Here is a 22,766-nt window from a genome sequence, read left to right as displayed (position 1 = left end):
GGAGCCTGCGCAACAGCCAGGTCGCCCCGAAGGCGGCGCGGGCATCGGCCATGTGATCGTTGCGCCGCTGGACGATGACTTCAGGATCGACGCCAAATTCTGGCGGGCCCGCCGCGAAGCGTGCCGCTTCGCAAAATGCGGTCCCATGAGGAAAACGCCCTCGGCCAACTCGTTCGCCGTCAAGGAGCTGGGTGTTACACTATGATTCCTCACTCCGCCTGGCCCACGAAGTCCGATTCATTGCAAGGACGAGCGTTCGCTCCCGGCGAATATGTCTCGATCGGCGGTCTGATCGGGTCGCCGCCCTGCGGGGTCCGCGAGGGAGCGGAAGGCGGCAGTGCCGTTCCACCTCACCAATCCGAATTGTGGAATATTGTGTTGGTTTGGACTGTCCGGATCAATCCAATCTCGGATTTCGTGTTGGAGTCACCAGCCGCGTGCGCGACTATCCTTTCGAGGCCATGCTGCCGATGGTGCCCAGTCACCCTGGCGTTGTACTGGCTGATCGACCGCGCAGCACCTCTTGGGAGAAACGACCGATCAAGACATGCCTGGCGAGCACCCGATTCGCGCTCATCGAAGTGCTGCGAACGTTTGGCTGCGTTGCTCGAAATCGACTGAACTCTGGCCCCCGGAGAGGGAAGGCCGCTATAGAACCCACACGAACCAATGCTCGACCAGACATCGCAGTTCAACACGACAATCCGGATGGCCCACATTCGCCGCCGGGTTACTTCGGAGGATGGCGCGCCCGATCCGAACGAGCCGCTCAACTCATTGACCCTCAAGCGACTGCCGGTCATACGCGGCACTGCTGCGATCAGACTCGGTCAGCGTCCGCCGTGGCGCAATCCTGCAGCGCCCGCATCACGTCCTTCCGCGAAATAATGCCGGCAAGCCGCTGCTCGCTGTCGAGCACTGGCATGCTGCGGAGTCGGTGGTTGACCATCAGCTCCAGCACGCGGGTCAGCCTGGTTTCGGGAGCGACATAAATGAATTCCGCTGTCATTAGATCAACGGCAGTCCGCTGCATCAGGTCGCGGTAGCGCGGGATGATGCGCGCCGGCGTGAAAACGAAGCAGGACAGGTAGTCAAACTTGGAGATGACGCCGACCACCTGCGATCCGTCCATGACCGGATAGGCATTGAAATCTTGCTTCTCGAAGAGATCGCCGACTTCGCACATCGTCATATCGCGCGCAACCGTCCTAGGCTCGCGCGTCATGTAATCGGCAACCGTCTGCTCGAGAAACTTGTACAAGGCGAAATCCTCGCTGTCGACGGCGCCACTTCAAGCACGCGGGGCGGCCGCGCATATTGAGCGAGGTCAAACGGATGAAATCAGCGCGATCGTACATATTTTCTCGCCCTTGAGTGCGGCCGGGCATTCGGCCCATAATCGGGAAAATCTCAACCGAATCCGCGCTCCGGAATTGGAAAAGGACAATTGAGCGGCATAGCCCCCTTCCCGTGTGACGACGGCAGCCACGATCAGCGCTTTCGGCTGGGTGCCGAGGGCGCTGGCGTCGGCGGCTGGGATATCGATCTGTCCACCAGGGAGTTGTTCTGGTCGAATATCGCGCGAAAACTGTTCGGCGTTTCCAATGCCGCTGCGGTCAGCTACGACCTGTTCCTTTCGCTGCTCGAGCCTGAGGACCGCGAGCGAACCGAGCAGGCGATCTCCCGTTCACGCGAGACCGGCGCCTCGTTTGACCTCTCCTACCGGCTAAGACGCGAGGACGGCGGCAGCCATTGGGTCCGCGCCCGCGGCAGCGTCATCAGGAACAAGGATGGCATTCCGTCCCACCTTTCCGGCGTCGTGCTCGACCTCGACGAGGAGAAGCGGCTCGAGGAGGACCTGCGCACGCGCGAACGGCACCTGCAGTTGATACTGGAGACCATCCCGGACGCGATGATCGTCATCGACAGCCGCGGCATCATGCAGTTCTTCTCGAGCGCGGCGGAACGCCAGTTCGGCTACGTCCAGAGCGAGGCAATCGGGCAGAATGTCAGCATCCTGATGCCCGAGCCCGACCGTTCACGCCATGACGGCTATATGCCGCGATACGTCGCCACCGGCGAACGGCACATCATCGGCATCGGCCGCATCGTCACCGGTCAGCGCAAGGACGGCACCACCTTCCCGATGCACCTGTCGATCGGCGAGATGCAATCCGGCGGCATGCCCTATTTTACCGGCTTCGTCCGCGACCTCACCGAGCATCAGCAGACCCAGGCGCGGCTGCAGGAATTGCAGTCCGAGCTCGTCCACATGTCACGGCTGAGCGCGATGGGAGAGATGGGTTCTGCATTGGCACATGAGCTTAACCAGCCGCTTGCTGCCATCAGCAACTACGTGAAGGGCTCGCGCCGGCTGCTTGCCGCGAGCCCCGATCCGAATCGCGCTAGAATCGAGAACGCGATGGATCGCGCCGCGGAACAGGCGATCCGCGCCGGGCAGATCATCCGGCGGCTGCGCGATTTCGTCGCCCGCGGCGAATCCGAAAAGCGCGTCGAGAGCCTTTCGAAGATGATCGAAGAAGCCGGCGCGCTTGGCCTAACCGGTGCGCGCGAACAGGACGTGCGGATCCGCTTCAGCCTGGACCCGCAGCATGACCATGTCCTGGTCGACCGCGTCCAGATCCAGCAGGTGCTGGTCAATCTGTTCCGCAACGCGCTGGAAGCCATGGCCCAGTCCGCACGGCGCGAGCTCATCGTCACTAACCGGCCGCTCGACGGGGACATGACCGAAGTCTCGGTGTTCGACACCGGTCACGGATTCCCCGAAGATGTGGAGAAGCACCTGTTCCAGACCTTCTTTACAACCAAAGAAACCGGCATGGGGGTCGGGCTGTCGATCAGCCGCTCCATCATCGAGGCCCATGGCGGCAGGATGTGGGCCGAATCCGATCACGCAGGCGGCACGACGTTTCGCTTCACCCTGCCGGCGGCACCCAACGAGAGTTTGACAGATGGCAACTAGAGGAAATGTCTACGTCATCGACGATGATGAGGCGATGCGTGACTCGCTGCACTTCTTGCTCGATTCCGCGGATTTTGAGGTCAGTCTGTTCGAGACGGCGCAGAAATTCCTCGATCACCTTTCCACCATCGAATTCGGCTGTGTAGTCTCGGATGTCCGCATGCCCGGCATCGATGGCGTCGAGTTGCTAAAGCGCCTCAAGGTGAGCCGCGCCTCCTTGGCCGTCATCATCGTGACCGGCCATGGCGACGTCCCCCTCGCCGTCGAGGCGATGAAACTCGGTGCGGTCGATTTCCTGGAGAAGCCGTTCGAGGATGACCGCTTGGTCGCGATGATCGACGCCGCGCTCCGGCAGGCTGAAGCCGGCGCCCGCGACGAGGCAATGACGCAGGACATCGCCGCGCGGGTCGCCTCGCTGAGCCCGCGCGAGCGGCAGGTGATGGAGGGATTGGTGGCTGGCCTATCCAATAAGATGATCGCAGGCGACTACAATATCAGCCCGCGCACCATCGAGGTCTACCGAGCCAACGTGATGACCAAGATGCAGGCTTCGAGTCTTTCGGAACTCGTCCGCCTCGCCATGCGAGCCGGGGCGCTTAAAGATTGAGCTGAATCAAGTCGGGCCCGCTGGAAGGCCTTATGGATGCTCTGATCGACCGCATGGCTGATCAGAAAGCCGCATAAAGCCTGTGATGCCCTCACCTAACAGAACGCCCCTTGTCTACGTCGTCGATGATGACACCGATGTGCTCGGATCGCTGCGCTTTCTCCTGGAAACCGACGGTTTTTGTGTCCGCACTTTCCGCAGCGGCGAGGCGCTCCTGAACGCCATGACTATGGGCGGCGCCGATTGCTTCGTGATCGACTACAAGATGCCGGGCATGAGCGGCATCGACCTTGCCAGTCTCTTGCGCCGGCGCGATATCGATACGCCGATCATCCTGATCACCGGTCACCCCGACTCGTCCATTCCGGCCAAAGCAGCAGGCGCCGGTATTCGCCATGTGCTGGTCAAGCCGCACGTCGAGGACAGCCTTTCCTCCCATATCTGGGACGCGATCAACACGGAGCGGCCCTCGGCGTCCTGAAAACCGGCACACAGCTCCGGGATTCTACTTAAGGCATTGCCCCTAAGGCATGAAGCGAAATTTCCCAGCCGTTTTGTTCCACTTACCAATTCGCCATCCGCTGCACAGGAGATGGCTCATGCTCACCCGATCGATCGCCCCGTCCCTCAACGTCAACCGAGCCGCTCCCGGCGCGTTTGGGCCTGTCGAACCGTTTTTCGGCCTCACAGGCCATGCTGGCCTGATCGCCACGGAGTTCACCTACCGCAAGGACGAGGAAATCTACGGTGAGGACGAGCCGGCGGAGTATGTTTACCAGGTCGTTCGCGGCGCGATGCGCACCTACAAGCTGCTGTCCGACGGACGTCGTCAAATCGGCGCGTTCCATTTGCCTGGCGACGTGTTCGGGCTGGAGTCCAGCACCAAGCACCGCCTGGCCGCCGAAGCCATCATCGACAGCACCGTGCGCCTGGTGAAGCGCCGCAGCCTCGAACATGCGGCCGGCACCGACGTCCGGGTCGCCCACAAGCTCTGGACCATAACGGCTGATGACCTCAAGCGCGCCGAGGAGCACATCCTGCTGCTTGGTCGCAAAAGCGCGATGGAACGAGTCGCCAACTTCCTCCTGGAGATGGATCGCCGCCTTACGGTGGCCGGCACGATGGCGCTCCCGATGTGCCGCCGCGACATCGGCGATTATCTCGGGCTTACGCTGGAAACGGTGTCACGTGCCCTGTCGCAATTGAACGACGAAGGCGTGCTGGGCTTTTCCGGTGCCCGCCAGATCGTGCTGCGCAACCACCAGCGCCTGCGCAACATGGATATCTGATCGGCCTCATATGGCGAAGCCAAGTCGAGCGAATTCAGGTTGGCCGATGTGAATAAGCAGTCGCTCCAACCTGAAGCGTTCCGGCGTGTTGACAAAGATCCAGTGATGCCGGACGTGAGGCCAAAACAATGCGCAGGCTATAGATGTCTCCAAACGAAAGTTTCGCGAGATGTATGGCGTTCCCGATTGGACGTTGCATCCGACCGGGTCGAGGTAACGGGAGCGCAGCCGACGGGAGATCGCAATTGAACGCGATCGCCGCCTCGCGTCCGCCCGCTTGGTCCGCGAGCAGGGGCTTGATGTTGCACCGCCTGCCGAGACCTGGCCACTTACCTTGCGAGGCTAATGCCTGTCCGAAAATATAAGGACTTGCTCGGTCCTAATGAAAAGGCGTGATTGCGGGGCGACTGGGATTGCGGGTTCATGGAGTGGGAGAAGCTAGAGGCGCTTTGGAACGCCGGTGATAAGAAAGCCTTCGTATGGTGGCCGGGAATGACTCTGCCCAAGTCTCTATGATCAACCGATCACGACCTTTTCGGCTCGACTACGTCCGGTCCTGCGGTCTACACCGATTTCATAGCTGACGCGGTCTCCTTGCTTGGGCGTTACACCGGGCAACAAGCTGCTCACGTGGAAGAATAGGTCTTCACCGCCGGTATCAGGCGCTATAAAGCCGAACCCCTTATCGTCCTTAAACAGCTTCACCTTGCCTTGGGGCATGTTCTTCTCTCCGAATCACATAAATTAACGGCGTATCAGATCATTAAACTCGACAGACCTGCTCGCCTCAAGTGATTTGCGGAATTAGGATTAGCTTGTGCGCCAACTCCGCCGCGTTGAGCCGTGGTAGCAGCAATGCAGCCGGCAGTTTCTGACGACGCCTTTCGACAATGGCACCTGCCGGATAGGCGCAGCGATCTTCCAGCGCGAACAGATCGCCCTGTCTCAGGCGAACGACGACGGTTCGCTCGCGAGACGAGGAGCAAAAGCGTTCTCCGGCCTGATCTCACGCGACCAGGCAAGAGCATGCCAGTCCGGATGCGCATCGCCCGTTCGCAAATCGACCGACACTTCGCCGGTTCCGGTTCCCAAAGTCTGCAACACTCGACTCAATAAACCCCACCGAGATGGATCGAGAGATTTCGTCCGGCGTCTCGTTCACCTCGATCGTTTGGGCGTTGCTTCCGACAAACTCCAGGATCGTTTTCTCGCCATCACGCCCATCTCCTCGACAAGCGAGAAATTCACGCAACAGGGCTCCTCCTTTCCAAAGCGGGTGCATTTGATCCAGAAACGCATCGGCGCTCCCTGTGAAAAAAGACGCCGGACATCGGCGATTGCCTCGGGATCAGGACGCCGCCCGCAATTCACGGGCAGCGGCGACCATATTGATGAGCGCGGGACGCACCTCATCCCATCGGCGCGTTTTAAGGCCGCAATCTGGATTGATCGAGAGCTGCGCATCGGAAAGCCGCTGCCGCGCCAGCGCAATGAGGTTCTTCATCTCGGCCGCGTCCGGCACGCGCGGCGAATGGATGTCGTAAACGCCGGGTCCGATCTCGTTCGGATATTTGTAGCTCTTGAAGGCGTCAAGCAGTTGCATCTTTGACCGCGACGTCTCGATCGAGATGACGTCGGCATCCATTGCCGCGATCGCATCGATGATGCCGTTGAACTCGGAATAACACATATGGGTGTGGATCTGGGTCTCGTCGGCCACGCCCGACGAGCAAATGCGGAAGCTGTCTACGGCCCAGCCGAGGTAGGTCTTGCATTGTGACTTGCGCAGCGGCAATCCTTCTCGGAGCGCAGCCTCGTCAATCTGGATCATCATCGCGCCGGACCTCTCGAGGTCGATCACCTCGTCACGGATCGCTAGCGCGATCTGACGGCATGCTTCGCTCCGTGGAATATCATCACGGACGAACGACCAGTTCAGGATCGTCACCGGTCCTGTCACCACCGCCTTCAGTGGCTTCTTGGTCAGCGATTGCGCGTAGCGCCACCACTCCACCGCCATCGGCTTCGGCCGGGAGACATCACCAAAAAGGATGGGCGGCCGGACACAACGCGAGCCGTAGGACTGAACCCAACCATGCTTGGTGAATGCGAAGCCGGACAGCTGCTCGCCGAAATACTGCACCATGTCATTGCGCTCGAACTCGCCATGCACGAGAACGTCGAGACCGATGTCTTCCTGCCAGCGCACCGCGCGTGCCGTCTCCCCTTTGAGAAACTGCTCGTGTTGTGCGTCGCTCATCGTTCCCCGCGCATGGGCCGCGCGGGCGTTGCGAACTTCCGCCGTCTGCGGGAACGATCCGATCGTCGTCGTGGGAAATGTCGGCAATCCGAACCGCGCGCGCTGAACCTCGGCGCGCCGGGCGAAAGAACTGCGACGACGCCGCATGCCGTCATCGATTGCAGCCATTCGCTTGGCGACGTTCGCATTGTGAACGTTGGGCGACGTTTCGCGCGTGACGGCCGCGCCTTCTGAGGCCGCAAGTACATCCGCCGCTTCCTCCCAGCCTTTAGCCAGCACGCGTCCCAACGTTGCGAGTTCTCCGATCTTCTGGACGGAGAAAGCAAGCCAGCTTTTCACATCGGGATCGAGATCGGTCTCGAGATCGAGGTCGATCGGACATGAAGCAGCGAGCATGAGGATGCAATCTGCACGCGGTCCTCGCCAAGCTTTGCGACGGCAGGTTCGAGCCGGTCGAGCACCGCTGGAAGGTTCGAACGCCAGACATTGCGGCCATCGACGACGCCGAGAGAGAGGACAATATCCCTTCGAGCGTCGGCGACAATCGGGCTCAACTGCTCTGGGGCGCGGACCAGGTCGATGTGAAGGCCCGCAACCGGCAACGTCAAAGCGGTTTCCAGGTTGTCGCCGATCGTTCCAAAATAGGTAGCGAGCATGATCTTGAGGTCGGGAACCTTCTTGGCCAGGTGGGCGTAGGTCCGGCGCAGCGCGTCGCGTGTAGCGTGTAGCGTCGTCGAGGTCCAGGACCAGACATGGCTCGTCCAGCTACACCCACTCGGCGCCCCTTAGGGTGAGTTCGCGGAGAACATCTACATAGACCGGCAGCAGCCTATCGAGGAGCAACAGCGGATCGAATGCAGGATCTGCGCTCTTGCCGAGCTTCAGAAAGGTGACCGGACCAACCAGCACCGGGCGCGTCTGACAACCCAGGCTTTTCGCCTCTTCATACTCCTCGATCGGCTTGCGAGAGGAAAGCGTGAAGGTCTGGTCCTTGTGAAATTCCGGCACCATGTAGTGATAATTGGTGTCGAACCATTTGGTCATCTCCTGCGCTGCGGCGCCGTGCTCGGCGTGACCGCAATTCGCATCATGGTCATCGCGCTGTGCGCCCCCGTGCCATCGCAAAGTAGGTCTTGAGCGAAACAGGGCCTGCGCTCCAACCGTAAATTTCCGGAATGGCACCGACCATCACGCTGGTATCGAGCACATGGTCATAAAGCGAGAAGTCGTTTGAAGGAATAACGGTTACGCCGAGCGATTTCTGCCGCGCCCAGTTGGCGGCGCGAAGCGCAGCCGCAGCCTCAAGAAGCTGCGTTTCGTCAGACTTTCCGGCCCAATAGCTCTCGAGCGCGAGTTTGAGTTCGCGGCGCGGACCGATGCGCGGCGTGCCGAGGGTAGCGACAGGAATCGAGAGAAGAGACATAGCTTCAACCCTATGTTGGGAGCAAAGGCCATGGCGACGCGTGCAGAAAAAGCCGCCGAAGCGGCAACTGCTTGGCGCACCACCGGGACACCCCGCCCGTGAACGAATATGTTGTCGGGCCAGGTCTCCCGGCTCGCGGGTCGTCGCTGCTATCCGGCCTTCCCGAAGCCGCGTGGCTTCAGTGACTTCTATTGGACAGCGGCTCGCCGCTTACAGTTGCGGGGGCAGCGCCGGCATCGCACCGGCTTCCCTCTTAGCTCCGGATCAATCCGGAGAGCCTCGACATCTCCGATTACCTGCAAGAGGGCCGTTCCGTTCGGTTCTCGGGAGCGATCGTCTGGACAACGGAGGCATCTAGCGCCTCGTCGTCGTGCGGCCCGATCGTCGCATAGAGTTCGGCGCGCGTCTGGATTCGATCGACAATCTTGTGAGTGCCGTGGTCGCGCGATCGCAGCTTACAGATCTTCCTGCGCCTTGTTAGCCACCCGCAGCGCAGACACCGGCCAGATCACCATTGAATAGTTACCTCGAATTCTGCCACCGCAAAGCAACGGCGTCTTGCCGAAGGCGGTCATGTTGGCGAGCAGCGGCACGCCCGGCATCCGCTCGGCAAAGGCAGGAACATTTCCGCGGTGTTGAGCGCGCCGGGAAAATCGGTAGGCGCCCGCCTCCAACTCTGCACGCGCTTATGTGCTGTATCGCGAGGCACACCCATATCTTTGCCGAAAGTACTGTCGCATCGCCGTACCCATGCAGTGACGTAGCCATTGCCCGAGGGTTGCCCACCTGCGCGCATCTCTATCCCCTGCATCCGCTCCGCGACCACCTTGGCCAAAAACGCCCGTTCAGGCATGACTGCCGCATCACCTTTCAGGCCCTTGCTTGAAAGTTACGGGCAACCCCGATCTCGTGGCCTTCGAGCGGCATGTCATCCATTCCGTCGTCTGCGGACTTGAACCATCCACCGTCGCACTCCGAAACGACCATTTTGCCTGCGCCATATTCCGCGTGACGCTTCGCCAGGTGCAGGCCTTGGAGCAGACATCGGCAGTGCTTGCGGCTTGGCTGTCGGCCTGGGACGAGCTCGGTCCGGTGGACGCCGACGACCCATCGATGCGCTACATTGACATTCCTATCGGCCTGTAGCTGCTCAAGATTCTGAATTCGCAGTGTACGTTACATACAGACTATAATAGATCACCGAAACCCGTGACGAGTGTCGCCGAGATGACCATCCCGCCTGAACAACGAAGGGAAACGGTGACCTCCCTAGGCATCCGGGCTTATCGCGGTAGACCGACCGATGCGTTGAGCTGCACGCTGCGTCCAGTTGATCATCTTTGCACAAAAGATGCGACACATGCGCAAAAATCACCGCCAAACGGCGCAAGAACTCGAGTATTCGATCATTTGTTCGCGCGACTAGAGACGACTAAAAGGGCATCTCGTAACACTGATGTTCTCACAAGCTTGGAGTTCTCGGTGAGTGATCGATCTACTCATCTCGATGCTCCTTCAGCGGCCCCTTGGGGCGTTTCCTCCCTGACTTGGCCGCGCGTAACATTCGCGCGGCCTTTTTTCTGCCTCCAGCAAGAGATTGACTTGCAGGATTCAATGGGCTTTGAACGCAAAAACGCATGGTGCGAGTAGGTTCTCGCGCAGATACAGGGTCATTAGCCCCTTGGCGAAGAGTTGTTCGTAAATGCCGGCGTACGGTCTCACCCATCCAATTTTCGATTTGATTTCGCGAATAGGACGCCTCCGCAAGGCCGGCGATTGACGTCTTCGTAATTGTAATAAGCTGCCTTCGCGTCTTCGGGCGAGCGGCTCTGCAAGAAAGGTTGCGGTCGGGTATCTTCAAGCGGACTCCAGAGCGTCGCTCATGTATATCGAGTTCACGAAATCGGCCACATCGAATCAACCGTGAGCCGCCAGATCCGTCGGAATACTTCCAGACGACCAATTAGTTGCGCCGTGCTTTGTCATCTGAGACCGTCGGTCTCATCCGTCTGTCATACCGTTCCGCTAGGTCCAGCAGCCTTTTTCTGGTGAAAGGGTCTGCCTTGTCCGCTAGATCGCGAATGATCTGGGCCCGGTCCTTTAAAAACTGCTCATCCACGAAAACACCTATCCAGTGCAAGTTTCCGTTTTTTCTTAGCACTCAGTCGTTTGGTTCTCATCGGCTTTCCTTCCCTGCACCTTGGATCCACCCATGACATTAACGCTCTGAGGGGTGAGGCCGAGACGGTTCGTCACAGGAATTTCGGAATCGACCAAGGCACGCGCCATTTCGACACGCTTGGCACCACCCTTGAGCTTCACGGCGTCGCTGCCACGCTGAAGGAAGCCTCCGGCGTTCCGCCAGAAGCAAGGCATGGGTCTGGCCTGTGTGCGCGCAACCGCATCTAAGTAATAATTCCCATGGCCACTGACCGGCACTGTGTTTGCCGAATCCGAGGCAGACGTTGCCAACGCTATCTCCGGCCAGGATGACGTCGACGATGCGTGTCGTAATAGCCTCGTACGCTGTGCCCCGGCGACACGACGTCCCTCCACTGTCCACCGCTGCAGCATTGGATGGCGACACGTTCAAGAGGCTGCTCCGAACTGTGGCTCATTTTAGATCCCGGTCGATCGCTCGCCCCGTATCCCTGCAGCCAATGATTCCTAGGGAATTTGAGAGAAAACCGTCAATGGTAGAGGGAAGGAAGGATCTTGCCTCTCCAAAATTGGAGAACTACGCACAAACTTAGTCGTCGCGCAACCATCTCTGTCGCTAATTCCCATCGCAGCGTCCGGGCATTGCTCACGAAGGCTCCTGGTCCGACGCTGGCAGATCCAGCAAACCAAACGGGATCCAGGCCAGAAAAGGCCAGAAGAAATAGAAGGATGCGACCGCTCGATAGGGCGCGGTCGAGTAAACTTCGTCGCGCGACAGCTCAGCCGCAGCACGCTTGTTCATCCTGTAAGCAGTGAAGTCGATGATTGTTGCCGACGTGTCTGTCACTTGATGCTTCCATGCTACTCTAGCGTCACACCGAATTCTAATGAGAAGTTTGTCAACTCCGCTAATGCGCTTCTGCCGCGCGCCTGTCTCCCGCGACTCGGTGCCACATTTAAGCCGCTCGCAACCAGCGAAGCCATTTGTGGTCGGCCTCCCGCCGCGCCTTGAAGTGGTCGACGCATTTGTTCGAACAAAGGGCCGTTCGCCAGCAGTAGTAGCGGATCAGCCCGAACTTTCCGCCGCATATCGCACAGCACCTCACTGGACCGTAGTAGGGAATATGGGAGCTGTTGCGCATTTTCGCCTCCTATCGGCGTTAGGTGGATAGCCCCTGCACTTTCTTCGCCTCAGCACCACGCCCGCACGTGAAATGCCGCGTCGGCGATGCCAAGTCTCGCGGTAGGTACGGGCGCTGGGGGCAAGAGTTTGACCCTGATGTGCGCCTCCCTGGTGAAGCGACGGCTCAATCGGCGTCCTTCGCTGAGATTTCCAATCTGTAACGAATATTTTCGTCTTGATTGATGCAATGAGCGGCGCGTTGACGGTTAATCCTGCGCTCGCACGCGTTTCTTCGACCGATTTCAACAGGCCTTGCTGATGGGGTGCGTGTGCTAGCACTCGCCCCGATCTCGTCGCTGCCACCTCGTGCTTTGCGGTGTCAAAGGCGGCAATCCGATTTTTATCTCCAGCTGCTCGAAATGCATGGTCACTGTGGGCTGGGTGAGATGCCGATTTTGCGGCTGCCTAGGCGAATCCGAGGTGTTCGCGCTCCTTAGAGAACGTGCGGAGACGTTTAATGGTGGCTACACGCACCAAAGCCGTCCTCAAGCCTGCGCATCGGCAGAATCCCTGATGGCGGCATAGATTTGGTCAAGATCTATCGCCGTGACGCAATAAGGCGGCATCACATAGATCGTGTTGCCGAGCGGCCGCAGCAGCAGATTGCGGGCTTTAAAGAAAGCCTGAAGCTTCGGACCGATGCCCGCGAGATAGCCCGCATCATTCGTTTTCAGATCGAGTGCTGTAATGGTACCAGTTTGACGGATGTTTGCAAAGCGAGGGTCGGCGCGGAATGGCTCAATTGCCTGCTCTTGCATCGTGGCGACCGATGCAACACGTTGGCGAGTTTCCTGATCTTGCCAGAGATCCAGGTTGGCCTTTGCGGCGGCGCAGGCTACAGGATTCGCGGTATATGAACTCGAATGAAAGAACGTACGCGTACGATCTTTCGAATAGTGTGCGTCGAAAATATCTGCGCGGCAGAGTGTCACGGCGAGCGGAAGCGCCCCTCCCGTAAGTCCCTTCGAATAGCAGGCAATATCGGGCGTGACATTGGCCTGCTCACAGGCAAATAACGTTCCGGTGCGGCCCCAGCCCGTCATGACCTCGTCGGCAATGAACAGGACATCCGAGGCCTCGCAGATCCGCTTCATCTCTCTTAGCACCCAGGCTGGGTACATCAGCATCCCGCCTGCCCCCAATATCAGAGGCTCCACAATAAAGGCGGCCGGCATTTCGTTTCGACATGCGGACTCGAGCGCGTCGAGCGTCGCCTGCTCACGACCTCCCGCGGGGAATGGGATTGAGGTGACGTCGAACAGCAGCGGCCCATACGCAGCGTTGAACACGCCTCGGGCACCGACCGACATCGCCCCAACCGTATCGCCGTGGTAGGAATCTTGCATCACGATGATGCGTATTCGCTGTTTGCCGATATTATGCCAGTAGCCGAGTGCCATTTTTAAGGCCACTTCCACACTGGCTGAGCCACTGTCGGAGAAGAAGACATGGTCGAGGCCGCGGGGTGCCAGTTTCAAGAGTAGCGCCGCAACCTCCTCGGCCGGATCGTGGGTATAGCCGGCGAAGATGATCTGGTTGAGCTTGCCTGCCTGTTCCCGGATGGCGCTCACGATATGTGGATGGCAATGACCATGCGTCACGACCCACCAGGATGAGATTGCATCGATGATGCGGCGACCATCGGCGGTGTGGAGATAGGCCCCTTCACCACGCACAACCTTTGTCATCTCGTTTTGAAGCGCGTGTTGCGTGAACGGATGCCAGATCGGCGACTTAGTCTTTGGCATCATGGCTTGAAATCATCACCGCGGAATGAGGCTTTGAACGCGGCCTGCAGCGTGTCTGCCGTGAGAGGAGAAAGCCAGGGCAATCGCCCTAACCAACGCACCCGCCCGATCTCGCAAATTGCGCTCTCAGTCTCAGAATTTCTCTCGCCAATGAACGCAATCCCAAGAAGCTCGATCTGGCGCTTTCGCAGAGCCTCTATCGACAGCAGCGAGTGATTAATGGTGCCCAGCGCTGTTCTTGCGCAAAGCACGACTGGAAGCCGCCATCGCTCAAAGACGTCAGCATAAACTGCGCCGAGACTCAGCGGCACCATCAGCCCGCCGGCACCCTCGATCACTAGCGGTCGTTCCCCGGTATCCGGCACATCCAGCGAATCCGCGTCAATGCGAACTCCATCAATTTCGGCGGAATGATAGGGCGAAGCGGGCGTTCGAAGGCGGTAAAGCTCCGGCACGATGCGATCGGCTGAGAGGCTGCCCAGCCGTGCGACGAGCTCCGTATCGGTCTCCCCTTCGAGGCCGGCCTGAATCGGTTTCCAATAGTTCGCGCCGAGGAGATCGGCGAGTCCCGCAGAAAAAACCGTTTTTCCGATCCCGGTATCTGTGCCTGTTACCACGATCCGCTGACTCATCGAGATTCACCTCTCGTCTCCTCTATGAGAGCATCGAGCATCGCGCGCACGTCGTCCTCCACAACGTTGAGTGTCAGTGAAATTCGCAAACGGGCTGTGCCCGCCGGCACAGTTGGCGGCCGGATTCCGCGGATATCGAAGCCGCGAGCCTGCAGCCTCGATGCAAGCCGCATCGCACGCGAGTTGTCGCCAACAATATAGGGCACGATCTGCGAGTCCGAAGTATTTCGCAAACCGCGCACGCCGATCTCCCGATGCGTGAATGCGACCAGGTTGGCCAAACGTTGCTGACGCTCGGGTTCCTGCTGCAGGATCAAGATTGCCTCGCGCACGGCGACAGCCGTCAAGGGTGATGGCGCCGTGGCGTAGATAAACGGACGGCAGCGATTGATCATAAAGTCGCGCAGCACGCCGGAGGCAGTGACAAGCGCGCCGGCCGTACCCAGCGCCTTGCCGCAGGTATGAACGACCAAGAGATTTTCGCGCCTTTCATGGGGCGCGGTGAGTCCTCGTCCCTGCTCGCCGTAAACGCCTGTGGCATGAGCCTCATCCACCATCAGGAATGCATCGTGCCGGTCCGCAATCGCGACCAGCTCTTCGAGCGGCGCGAAATCGCCATCCATGCTGTAGAGACTTTCGACCACGATCCAGACGCGGCCCACTCCGCCTTTGGCCCGCCAGTCAAGAATTGTGTTTTCGATCGACTGGAGGTCATTATGGGCGCTTATCCGAAAGTCGGCCCGGCCAGCTCGCGCTCCTTCATGAATACTCGCGTGCACGAGCGAATCGAGGACAAGCAAATCGCCCCGCTGCGGCAGCGTTGTTAGGATAGCAAAGTTTGCGACATAACCGCCGCTAAAGAAAAGCGCCGTCTCTGCCCCAAAGAACCTGGCAGCGGCTGCTTCGAGAACTTCGTGCTCCTCGCAATTGCCGCGGAGAAGCCGCGACCCGCCAGCGCCGATTGGTGTGCCGGCCTGGAGAGCGGCCATGAGAGCCTTTTTCATACGCGGCGCGCTCGCGAGCGCCAGATAATCGTTCGATGCGAAATCAATTCCCGCGCGCGGCCTGAGACTCCGCAGGCGATTGTCGTGTTTCAGGGCATGCAAGGCCGCGACATAATCGGCAACTTTGGCCGCGTGGTTTGCGTTCATTCTTCACTCCAGGATCACGATCCATCGCGCAAGAATTCCATTGGCCGCTAAGAACAACTGCTTCAGCAGCGACCTTAGCTTTCAACGTGACAAGATGCGATTTTCTCCGTCGACCAGCACAACACGCGGCCTGAAGATTTTTGCTTCCGCCTCATCAAAGGAGGCATATGCAACGATAATAATTTTGTCTCCGGGCATCGCGAGCCGCGCAGCCGCACCGTTCAAATCTATGGCGCCAGACCCGCGGGGCGCTTCCATCACCTCGGTGGCGAAACTCGCTCCGGTTTCGATGTTGTAGATTTCGACGCGCTCGTTGATCAGGAATCCCGCCGCGTCCAGCAGCGCCCGATCAATCGAAATCGAACCTTCAAGGTACAGATCGGCTTCGGTTACCGAGGCGCGATGGATTTTGCCTTTCATCAACGTAATCTGCATTTCTCACCTAAGCCGGAGTTTGCGCACAGCGCCCGTTTAGCTGTTTTCAATCAGGCAAGCCCGGACGTGATGCCGAGCCGGTGCAACAAACTCGCGTCGCGGTCGCGCTGCGGGTTCTTGGTGGTCAACAGTACATCGCCGATAAAGATCGAATTTGCGCCGGCCAAAAAGCACAGCGCCTGCAATTCGTCGGTCATGTACTGCCGTCCGGCGGATAACCGCACCACGCTCTTCGGCATCATGATTCGGGCCGTCGCTATCAGGCGCACCAGCGCGATCGGATTGGGGCGCTCCGCGGTGTCATAGACCAGTACGCCCGTGACCTCGTTCCATAGATTGATTGGCACGCTTTGCGGATGGCTCGGCAGATTGGCGAGCAGGACGAGCATGCCGAGCCGGTCCTCGAGGCGCTCGCCCATGCCGATAATGCCGCCACTGCACACCTTGATGCCGGCATCGCGGACGTGCGCAAGTGTGTCGACGCGGTCCTGCAGGGTGCGGGTGGTGATGATTTTGTCGTAGAACTCCGGCGAGGTGTCAACGTTGTGATTGTAGAAGTCGAGACCGGCCTCGGAGAGCCGTGCGGCCTGCTTAGGCGTCAGCATGCCGAGCGTGACGCAGGTTTCCATGCCAAGCCCTTTAACCGCGGTGACCATGTCGCAGATCTGATCGAGATCGCGATCTTTTGGACCGCGCCAGGCGGCGGCCATGCAGAAGCGAGTCGCGCCGGCATCCTTGGCGCGCTGCGCAGTGGCGACCACATCGGCGCGATCCATCAGGCGGGTGGCTTTCAGGCTGGTGTCGTAGTGCGCGCTCTGCGCGCAGTAGCCGCAGTCTTCCGGACAACCGCCGGTCTTGATGCTGAGCAGGCTTGCTGTTTCGACGCGGTTTGGATCGAAGTTATCGCGATGAATGCACTGCGCCTGAAACATCAGGTCGGCAAACGGCGGGCCATAAAGCGCGCCGGCCTCGGCTCGCTCCCAGTCACTTCGGACCGGCACGCCGTTGCCCCTGTCATTCCCTTCTACTCCCACGACAGCAACCATACAACTTGCCTTCCCAATTTTTAATAGATAAGGACGTCGATTATTTATTATGTGTGCCCGTCCGTTGGACCCTTCTATGCGTTCTCCAAGACGAACATAAAGATGTGTCAACGCTCAAAGGCCCCGGAAATCTGCCCGGATTGCAGAAAATCTGCAAAAAGAGGCCATTCTCGATTGCTACGGCCGAGTCGTCGCGCACGGCCGGCGCATAATTTGATAGATAATCTATGACGGACGACGAGAACACGACGATGGCGGGTCGCATTGCAGCGGCAATCGCTGCGCGCATTGTCAGCGGCGCGCTGCAACCAGACGCCCCACTCCGGCAGGATCATGTCGCGCGAGAATTCAACTCCAGCCACGTCCCGGTGCGCGAGGCGTTTCGGCAACTTCAGGCCCAACAGCTTGTCGTCGGCGTGCCCCGTCGCGGTATGCGGGTTGCTCCGCTCGATACCAATTCGGTGAAGGAGATCGCCGAGATGCGTGCCGCGCTCGAAGTGGTCGCGTTGCGCAATGCGGCGCCAAAGCTCACCTCTAGACATTTGGCACGGATCGAGCTTGCCCTGATTGAAGGAGACAATGCCCAAACGATTCAGGACTTTGAAATGGCCAACCGCGCCTTTCACCACGCGCTGGTGGCGCCCTGCGCGATGCCGCGCCTGCTCGCGAGCCTCGACGGACTACAGCTTGCAAATTCACGAGTCGTGTTCGCGGTGGCGCGCAGTAGCGGCTGGCGACCGCGGTCCAATCAGGATCACCGCCTGATTCTGCAAGCCCTGCGAGCGCGCAACACCGACCAGGCCTGTAGTCTGCTCGCGCGCCACATTCAAACGATTGAGCGCCTCGCCCTTCCCGCGTCCTGACCAGGAATGAGATCTGGCGAGTTGCGTTGCCGACCGCGGGCGAAGCGCAAGAGCGTCAAACCTTCGACCGTCTTGCCGCGCGAGGCGGCTTGCGGCCGCCCGCCGTTGCAGCGGGCTCGTTCCTAAGCTAGTTATGCGACCTCCTTGCGACATCACTCCTTAAGGCCATCCATGATTCGTCACATCGTCTTGTTCAGCGCCAAAGATCGGGCCCATATCGACCAAATCATCGAAGGCCTTTCGCTTCTCACCACAATCCCGCATGCACGCCGGCTCGAGGTTGCGCGCAACCGCAAGACCGACCAGCTTGGCAACGAGATCGACGTGGTGGTTTATGGTGAGTTCGACAACGAGACGGAGCTCGCAGCATACAAAGCGCACGATCTCTACCAGGAATCGATCAGGCGGGTACGATCCCTCCGGGAGCTGCGGTTCGCGGCCGACTATAATGTAGCCACAGATGCGCGGTTCGCCTCGACGGCAGCGGTAAGCCAAGGTAGTGGGCGCTTCGGGTCCACCGGCGGGGGTTAACCTGGCAATCGATCTCAAGACCTTGCGGGGCCAGACGAGCGTCGCTCTCGTCGGGGTGGGGATTCGTAATCGGAGCGCGTCTCACCAGCACGCCAATCGTCGGTGAGTGACAAGGCGATGCACGTCCGCGAACTGCAGTGGATTGAGCCTGTCACCGCGATGCGCTGTCTCGCGCATCGACCGCACCTGACGTTCCTCGATAGCGCTGCACCGCAGCTGCTCGGGCGCTACTCCTATATGGCCTGCGACCCCTTCAGCACCTATATGGTCGCGGACGGACAGGCGAGTTGCAACGGAGAGACTCTTGCGGGCAATCCGTGGCGAGCTCTTCGCACCCTGCTCGCCAGGTACCGCGAAGAGCATCGTCCCGACCTGCCGCCGTTCCAGGGTGGTGCGGCCGGCTTCTTTGCTTATGATCTGAACAGGACACTGGAGCGACTGCCCGCGCCGGCAATTTCCGGTCAGAGGTTGCCGCAATCCATCCTGCATTTCTATGATGTGGTCATCAGCTTCGACCACCGTGACGAAAAATGCTGGCTCGTCTCGACCGGATGGCCGGAGCAGGATCTCGCACGACGGCGCGAGCGTGCGCGCCGTCGGGCCGATGAGTTTGCAGCGCGGCTCGCCGGCCCAAGGGCGCCGCGGAATGACCTCCCCGCCACAGCGGGCGCATGGCATTCGAACTTCAGCCGTGAGGGCTACATTGCGGCGGTGCAGCGCGTCATCGACTTGATTCTGGCTGGCGACATCTTCCAAGCGAACATTGCGCAGCGCTTCAGCGCCCGCCTGTCGAGCTCATTTGATCCGCTGGCTTTCTATTGTCGGCTGCGGTCGTTGAACCCGGCCCCCTTTGCGGCCCTCCTGCGCTATGGCAGGCTGACCATTGCCTCGAGCTCGCCAGAACGATTCCTCAAACTTAATGGACGGCAGGTCGAAACGCGCCCGATCAAGGGCACGATCGCGCGCTCCGCTGATTCCAAGGACGACCGGCGCCGCGCTGAACTCCTCCTCGCGTCCGAAAAGGACCGTGCCGAGAACACGATGATCGTCGACCTCCTGCGCAACGATCTGTCACGTGTTTGCACGCCGCAGTCGGTCGAGGTTCCAGCGCTGTGTGCCCTGGAATCCTATGCCTCAGTGCACCACCTCGTGTCGACCGTGACGGGTGAACTTGCCGGAGATGAAGACGCCGTCACCTTACTGCGAGCGTGCTTTCCCGGCGGCTCCATCACCGGGGCGCCCAAGGTGCGATCGATGGAAATTATTGCGGAGATCGAGCGGGTGGCGCGAGAGGTCTATTGCGGGGCGATCGGCTTTATCGGCTTCAACGGGCACATGGATACGAACATTGCGATCCGCACGGTCACATTCGACGATGACTTGGCTGTGTTTTATGCAGGGAGCGGGATCACGGCGATGTCGGATCCAGAGGCCGAATACGAGGAGACGCTCGCCAAGGCGCAGCGAATCTTTGACGCATTTCGTGCTGGGAGCTGTGGTGCATTTTGATTGTCATCATCGACAACTACGACTCCTTTGTCTTCAACATTGCCCGCTATTTCCGCAAGCTAGGTGCAGCAACGGCAGTGATACGGAACGACGCCGTCAGCGTCAGCGACCTTACCGGCCTCAAGCCGCGCGCCGTGGTCCTCTCCCCTGGTCCCTGCACACCACTTCAGGCCGGAATCTCGACCGCCGTCATCCGCGAACTGTCAGGTCGCGTCCCAATTCTGGGCATCTGCCTCGGACACCAGTGCATTGGGAGCGCGTTCGGCGGACGCGTGGCGCGTGCACGTCGTCCCATGCACGGCCGGTCCTCATACGTAGCCCATGACGGCCGCGGACTGTTCAAGGACCTTTCGTCCCCACTTTGCGTTGGACGCTACCATTCGCTTGTTGTTGAGCTCGACGGGTCATGCGCACCGCAACTCGCAGTGACAGCGCGTTCGGACGAAGGCGAGATCATGGCCCTCGCACATCGCTCTCACCCGACCTATGGCGTGCAGTTCCACCCGGAATCGATACTCACTCAACAAGGGCAGCTGCTACTGATGAACTTCTTGCGACTCGCAGAGACTCGTAGATCGTAAGGTTATCGGAGAGCGTGTCGCACAATTGCCAGCTGGACGCACGGAAGCGAATTCGTCAGCTTCTGCGGGTTTGATAGGTACTAAGCAGATGGGTCGTGTGGACACTTATTTCACATCCACAGCATGATGGCTGGAGAGTGACGACGGCGCAATCGCTTCGGGCGGTTTTTCGAGGCGGGTTGCTACGCGTCGGAACTGCTTGAGCTTGCTGAAGCCGCATTCCACACGATGTTTCTGGGCGTAGAGATACTTGTCGAGCGGATATTTGAGCCCCCGTGACCGGTTGTTGGGAATGACAGTCCGCTCTTGGCGGGCGTTGGCTAGGCGTAAGTGGTCCGCGTCACAGGCCGTGTCAGCCATGACGACTTCGGCGGATAATCCCTCTATCAAGGCTGCGGCTTGCGGTGTATCACCGTTCTGACCCGCAGTTAGTGTGAGCCGCACGGGCATCCCAAGCCTCGAACGACCATGTGGATCTTGGTGCTCAGGCCATCGCGAGAACGGCCGATGGCTCGATCTTCAGGCCTTTTTTTAGCCCCGGCAGCGTGCTGATGGGCTCGGACGATGGTGGAATCAACGATCAGGTATTCGAAGTCCGGATTAGCGGACATCGCCTCGAAGATTCGCCACCAAACAACCTGGGTGTTCAGCGACTGAAGGGCCGGAAAACGCTGTTCCAATCGCCAAACAGCTCTGGAAGATCACGCCAGGGAGCACCCGTGCGCACAATCCAAAGGACGCCCTCCACGACATCCGGTGGTCGCGTCCCGTCGATCCCCTTTGATCGGGCCGGCCGATGATCAGTGGCCCTATCCGATCCCACGCCGCGTCGCTCAAGACCAAGCCGTCCATCACACCCAAGACTGTCCCCCAAAAAGCAGCCTTGAATCTGATTGCCGCCTCAAGGGAATCCCCAAAAGTCCACAGCACCTAATCCTAGAGAGCCCCTCGCCGCGTCCGATTAGCGGCCGAGCTAAAGGCATCATCCCGTGCGCTCCCCCGGAATCAACAAATGAGACCGCAAGGCCATCGATCGGGCGAGCCGTTTTGTGACGCTCCTCGCGAGAAAGTTGCACCATGATCCTTTAAGGTGTTTTGCGGACTTACAACTGCGCGCTCGGTTGTAGTCAATGCGGCACGCTAAGGTCTCCGCTTGATCGTAGGCGCGCGCATGATGCTGCCCTGACGCCGGACGGCTGAAGAGCGCTGGGTCGTCAGGTTCTCGACAGCTCCACATAGCAAAGTGTGGTCTCCGGACGCCCGAAAGACGGCTGATGACACCGGAAGAGCATTGGAGTGCCCGATGCTCAGCTGCTTGGAAGCGGCCCCTTGGGAACGTACGCTGGTTTGTGGTTGAGGTCCGACGTCCAGAAGCAGATTCGCAGTTGAAGCCTTGATCGTTCTCGGTCTGCCGTCTGAAATTCCACATCAGATCCGAGCCTAGCTTCGGATCGGCCTAAATTTTCGAAAGTGAGAACGGATGGATCTCCTTTAACTAACCGACTACATCAACAATCGGGCAACGCGGACCCGCAGGAGAGGACACCGGAGTTCTCGTCCGCAGATGCGGCGGCCTTTAGGCGCCAGCTGGGCGAATTTGCCAATTCAGACCCTCGCAGGCAGCCCCCACCGATCCAGTCGGCGCGCCACCACCGGAACCTATGTCCATGACGCAACCGCGCTGGGAGGACTACTCCCGAGTAGTCGCAAGGTAGCGGCGGTAAGGCGATGCCGGGCATTTCGGTGCCGCAGCCGCTCCAATCAAGTGGGGTTTTCGTCCGTCGCAGAAGGCAGCCTCTTTATGCCGAGGATGCGCCCCCTCATTTGGGGCTTGAGAACGCACTCAAGAAGACGGCCACTGAGCGCACCGCCAAGGGCCATGTAGATTATCTTCTCGGCTTGGGCCGCTGGCTCTTTGATAACAACAAGCAGGCCATCGCCGGTCGACTCAATGACGCTTCGCTCAACGATGATGTCCGGCAGTTCATAGGCGACAGCGACGACAGGAGGAGAGTCCTTACCGCGCTAAATTATCTCCGGGCGTCCCAATCCTCGAGCGGTGTGCCGCCGATCGCCGGCATTTGACGGTTCAGCTGCCAAGCGGAAGGAAGTCGGGGTCACGACGCTCCCGATCGAATTTCAGTCGGACCCCGTTGTCGATCTGTTCGAGGGAGCCCGCGCCGGCTTCGAGCTCATCGAGGATTTCCTCTCGGTGATAACGGTCTGCTTGATGGCGTCACCACAGCGACGCTCTGGCGCGAGACACTCAGGTAACTACATCCCGAGGCGCGCGAACTGCATCGACGCGTGCTCCGCCTCGGGAAGGGGGTACCACGGGGCAATGCTCAACAACGACTTACAGAAT

The 22,766-nt window shown here is 59.6% G+C and carries 21 protein-coding genes, 3 pseudogenes and 1 riboswitch; of the genes and pseudogenes, 12 read left to right on the top strand and 12 right to left on the bottom strand.

The genetic code is table 11. The features are described from left to right. Positions 1-820: 820 nt before the first annotated feature. A complete protein-coding gene (locus KIP88_RS40890; RefSeq protein ID WP_214493770.1) occupies positions 821-1,261 on the bottom strand; it encodes an HPP family protein in 441 nt (146 codons plus the stop codon). Between KIP88_RS40890 and KIP88_RS40885 the strand changes: the two genes are divergently transcribed. From KIP88_RS40885 to KIP88_RS40865, 5 genes are all read left to right on the top strand, one after another. After that, positions 1,254-1,451 carry a hypothetical protein gene (locus KIP88_RS40885; protein ID WP_145963730.1) on the top strand — a complete coding sequence of 66 codons (198 nt, stop codon included), beginning with the start codon at positions 1,254-1,256 and terminating at the stop codon, positions 1,449-1,451. The two genes, KIP88_RS40890 and KIP88_RS40885, sit on opposite strands and share 8 nt — an antisense overlap. After that, positions 1,448-2,983, top strand: coding sequence for a sensor protein FixL (gene fixL, locus KIP88_RS40880; protein WP_214493769.1), 1,536 nt, complete (start codon positions 1,448-1,450; stop codon positions 2,981-2,983). Before KIP88_RS40885 ends, fixL begins: the two co-directional genes overlap by 4 nt. After that, on the top strand, positions 2,973-3,590 hold the full coding sequence (gene fixJ / locus KIP88_RS40875) for a response regulator FixJ (protein WP_057854466.1): 618 nt from the start codon (positions 2,973-2,975) through the stop codon (positions 3,588-3,590). The genes fixL and fixJ overlap by 11 nt, the downstream gene beginning before the upstream one ends. 85 nt (positions 3,591-3,675) lie before the next feature. Next, positions 3,676-4,071, top strand: coding sequence for a response regulator (locus KIP88_RS40870; protein WP_213251447.1), 396 nt, complete (start codon positions 3,676-3,678; stop codon positions 4,069-4,071). A gap of 118 nt (positions 4,072-4,189) precedes the next feature. Next, positions 4,190-4,879, top strand: coding sequence for a helix-turn-helix domain-containing protein (locus KIP88_RS40865; protein WP_214493768.1), 690 nt, complete (start codon positions 4,190-4,192; stop codon positions 4,877-4,879). Positions 4,880-5,395: 516 nt separating this feature from the next. On the opposite strand, the gene KIP88_RS40860 is transcribed toward KIP88_RS40865, so the two are convergent. The 3 genes and pseudogenes from KIP88_RS40860 to KIP88_RS48325 form a co-directional block, all read right to left on the bottom strand. Continuing rightward, positions 5,396-5,599: a cold-shock protein gene (locus tag KIP88_RS40860; RefSeq protein WP_057846719.1), complete on the bottom strand. Its 204-nt coding sequence runs from the start codon at positions 5,597-5,599 to the stop codon at positions 5,396-5,398. Between the two features lie 628 nt (positions 5,600-6,227). Next, positions 6,228-8,562: pseudogene (gene metE / locus KIP88_RS40855) on the bottom strand (5-methyltetrahydropteroyltriglutamate--homocysteine S-methyltransferase). Between the two features lie 100 nt (positions 8,563-8,662). Beyond that, positions 8,663-8,858, bottom strand: a riboswitch (cobalamin riboswitch). Between the two features lie 159 nt (positions 8,859-9,017). After that, complete coding sequence (locus KIP88_RS48325; protein WP_214493767.1) at positions 9,018-9,155, bottom strand: hypothetical protein; 138 nt, start codon at positions 9,153-9,155, stop codon at positions 9,018-9,020. Between the two features lie 95 nt (positions 9,156-9,250). Between KIP88_RS48325 and KIP88_RS48740 the strand changes: the two genes are divergently transcribed. After that, positions 9,251-9,448, top strand: coding sequence for a hypothetical protein (locus KIP88_RS48740; protein ID WP_374226579.1), 198 nt, complete (start codon positions 9,251-9,253; stop codon positions 9,446-9,448). After that, a complete protein-coding gene (locus tag KIP88_RS40845) occupies positions 9,445-9,708 on the top strand; it encodes a hypothetical protein (protein WP_145963731.1) in 264 nt (87 codons plus the stop codon). The genes KIP88_RS48740 and KIP88_RS40845 overlap by 4 nt, the downstream gene beginning before the upstream one ends. A 1,041-nt stretch (positions 9,709-10,749) precedes the next feature. Here KIP88_RS40845 and KIP88_RS40840 read toward each other — a convergent pair. The 7 genes and pseudogenes from KIP88_RS40840 to bioB form a co-directional block, all read right to left on the bottom strand. Further along, positions 10,750-11,180, bottom strand: a pseudogene (locus KIP88_RS40840) (3-methyl-2-oxobutanoate hydroxymethyltransferase); the annotation flags it as partial. A gap of 188 nt (positions 11,181-11,368) precedes the next feature. After that, positions 11,369-11,569 carry a hypothetical protein gene (locus tag KIP88_RS40835; protein ID WP_145963732.1) on the bottom strand — a complete coding sequence of 67 codons (201 nt, stop codon included), beginning with the start codon at positions 11,567-11,569 and terminating at the stop codon, positions 11,369-11,371. 821 nt (positions 11,570-12,390) lie between these two features. Further along, positions 12,391-13,656, bottom strand: a complete 1,266-nt coding sequence (locus KIP88_RS40830; RefSeq protein WP_057846716.1) for an adenosylmethionine--8-amino-7-oxononanoate transaminase — start codon at positions 13,654-13,656, stop codon at positions 12,391-12,393. Beyond that, positions 13,653-14,285, bottom strand: coding sequence for a dethiobiotin synthase (bioD, locus tag KIP88_RS40825; RefSeq protein WP_057854461.1), 633 nt, complete (start codon positions 14,283-14,285; stop codon positions 13,653-13,655). The genes KIP88_RS40830 and bioD overlap by 4 nt, the downstream gene beginning before the upstream one ends. Next, the gene (locus tag KIP88_RS40820) at positions 14,282-15,436 is read right to left on the bottom strand and encodes an 8-amino-7-oxononanoate synthase (RefSeq protein ID WP_214493766.1); all 1,155 of its coding nucleotides are present in this window, start codon (positions 15,434-15,436) and stop codon (positions 14,282-14,284) included. Before KIP88_RS40820 ends, bioD begins: the two co-directional genes overlap by 4 nt. Before the next feature lie 81 nt (positions 15,437-15,517). Beyond that, on the bottom strand, positions 15,518-15,871 hold the full coding sequence (gene panD / locus KIP88_RS40815) for an aspartate 1-decarboxylase (RefSeq protein ID WP_057846713.1): 354 nt from the start codon (positions 15,869-15,871) through the stop codon (positions 15,518-15,520). Between the two features lie 50 nt (positions 15,872-15,921). After that, positions 15,922-16,917, bottom strand: a complete 996-nt coding sequence (bioB, locus tag KIP88_RS40810; RefSeq protein WP_214493765.1) for a biotin synthase BioB — start codon at positions 16,915-16,917, stop codon at positions 15,922-15,924. 227 nt (positions 16,918-17,144) lie between these two features. Between bioB and KIP88_RS40805 the strand changes: the two genes are divergently transcribed. The 4 genes from KIP88_RS40805 to KIP88_RS40790 all read left to right on the top strand — a co-directional run bounded on the left by KIP88_RS40805 (position 17,145) and on the right by KIP88_RS40790 (position 20,401). Next, on the top strand, positions 17,145-17,780 hold the full coding sequence (locus KIP88_RS40805; RefSeq protein ID WP_057854457.1) for a GntR family transcriptional regulator: 636 nt from the start codon (positions 17,145-17,147) through the stop codon (positions 17,778-17,780). 171 nt (positions 17,781-17,951) lie between these two features. Then, positions 17,952-18,311 (top strand): Dabb family protein, encoded by a 360-nt coding sequence (locus KIP88_RS40800; protein ID WP_213251442.1) that lies wholly within the window; start codon positions 17,952-17,954, stop codon positions 18,309-18,311. Positions 18,312-18,428: 117 nt separating this feature from the next. Then, on the top strand, positions 18,429-19,820 hold the full coding sequence (gene pabB / locus KIP88_RS40795; protein ID WP_057854455.1) for an aminodeoxychorismate synthase component I: 1,392 nt from the start codon (positions 18,429-18,431) through the stop codon (positions 19,818-19,820). Further along, entirely contained in the window at positions 19,817-20,401 is a 585-nt protein-coding gene (locus tag KIP88_RS40790; protein WP_213251441.1) for an aminodeoxychorismate/anthranilate synthase component II, read from the top strand. Before pabB ends, KIP88_RS40790 begins: the two co-directional genes overlap by 4 nt. A gap of 105 nt (positions 20,402-20,506) precedes the next feature. On the opposite strand, the pseudogene KIP88_RS40785 reads toward KIP88_RS40790, so the two are convergent. Then, a pseudogene (locus KIP88_RS40785) lies at positions 20,507-21,262 on the bottom strand (IS5 family transposase). 867 nt (positions 21,263-22,129) lie between these two features. Between KIP88_RS40785 and KIP88_RS40780 the strand changes: the two are divergent. After that, the gene (locus tag KIP88_RS40780; protein WP_214493764.1) at positions 22,130-22,486 is read left to right on the top strand and encodes a hypothetical protein; all 357 of its coding nucleotides are present in this window, start codon (positions 22,130-22,132) and stop codon (positions 22,484-22,486) included. Positions 22,487-22,766: the final 280 nt, after the last annotated feature.

Origin of the sequence: Bradyrhizobium sp. SRL28 (assembly GCF_018596315.1) — a bacterium.
Lineage (GTDB): Bacteria > Pseudomonadota > Alphaproteobacteria > Rhizobiales > Xanthobacteraceae > Bradyrhizobium.
The sequence above is the reverse complement of the archived record's forward strand: the minus strand, read 5'-3'. Positions and strand labels throughout refer to the sequence as shown.

Bases quoted from the DNA above. Each gene is read 5' to 3' on its own strand.
- fixJ (WP_057854466.1), top strand. From the start codon at position 2,973: ATGGCAACTAGAGGAAATGTCTACGTCATCGACGATGATGAGGCGATG.
- KIP88_RS40870 (WP_213251447.1), top strand. From the start codon at position 3,676: ATGCCCTCACCTAACAGAACGCCCCTTGTCTACGTCGTCGATGATGAC.
- KIP88_RS40865 (WP_214493768.1), top strand. From the start codon at position 4,190: ATGCTCACCCGATCGATCGCCCCGTCCCTCAACGTCAACCGAGCCGCT.
- KIP88_RS40860 (WP_057846719.1), bottom strand. From the start codon at position 5,599: ATGCCCCAAGGCAAGGTGAAGCTGTTTAAGGACGATAAGGGGTTCGGC.
- KIP88_RS48740 (WP_374226579.1), top strand. From the start codon at position 9,251: ATGTGCTGTATCGCGAGGCACACCCATATCTTTGCCGAAAGTACTGTC.
- KIP88_RS40830 (WP_057846716.1), bottom strand. From the start codon at position 13,656: ATGATGCCAAAGACTAAGTCGCCGATCTGGCATCCGTTCACGCAACAC.
- bioD (WP_057854461.1), bottom strand. From the start codon at position 14,285: ATGAGTCAGCGGATCGTGGTAACAGGCACAGATACCGGGATCGGAAAA.
- KIP88_RS40820 (WP_214493766.1), bottom strand. From the start codon at position 15,436: ATGAACGCAAACCACGCGGCCAAAGTTGCCGATTATGTCGCGGCCTTG.
- panD (WP_057846713.1), bottom strand. From the start codon at position 15,871: ATGCAGATTACGTTGATGAAAGGCAAAATCCATCGCGCCTCGGTAACC.
- bioB (WP_214493765.1), bottom strand. From the start codon at position 16,917: ATGGTTGCTGTCGTGGGAGTAGAAGGGAATGACAGGGGCAACGGCGTG.
- KIP88_RS40805 (WP_057854457.1), top strand. From the start codon at position 17,145: ATGACGGACGACGAGAACACGACGATGGCGGGTCGCATTGCAGCGGCA.
- KIP88_RS40800 (WP_213251442.1), top strand. From the start codon at position 17,952: ATGATTCGTCACATCGTCTTGTTCAGCGCCAAAGATCGGGCCCATATC.
- pabB (WP_057854455.1), top strand. From the start codon at position 18,429: ATGCACGTCCGCGAACTGCAGTGGATTGAGCCTGTCACCGCGATGCGC.
- KIP88_RS40780 (WP_214493764.1), top strand. From the start codon at position 22,130: ATGCCGGGCATTTCGGTGCCGCAGCCGCTCCAATCAAGTGGGGTTTTC.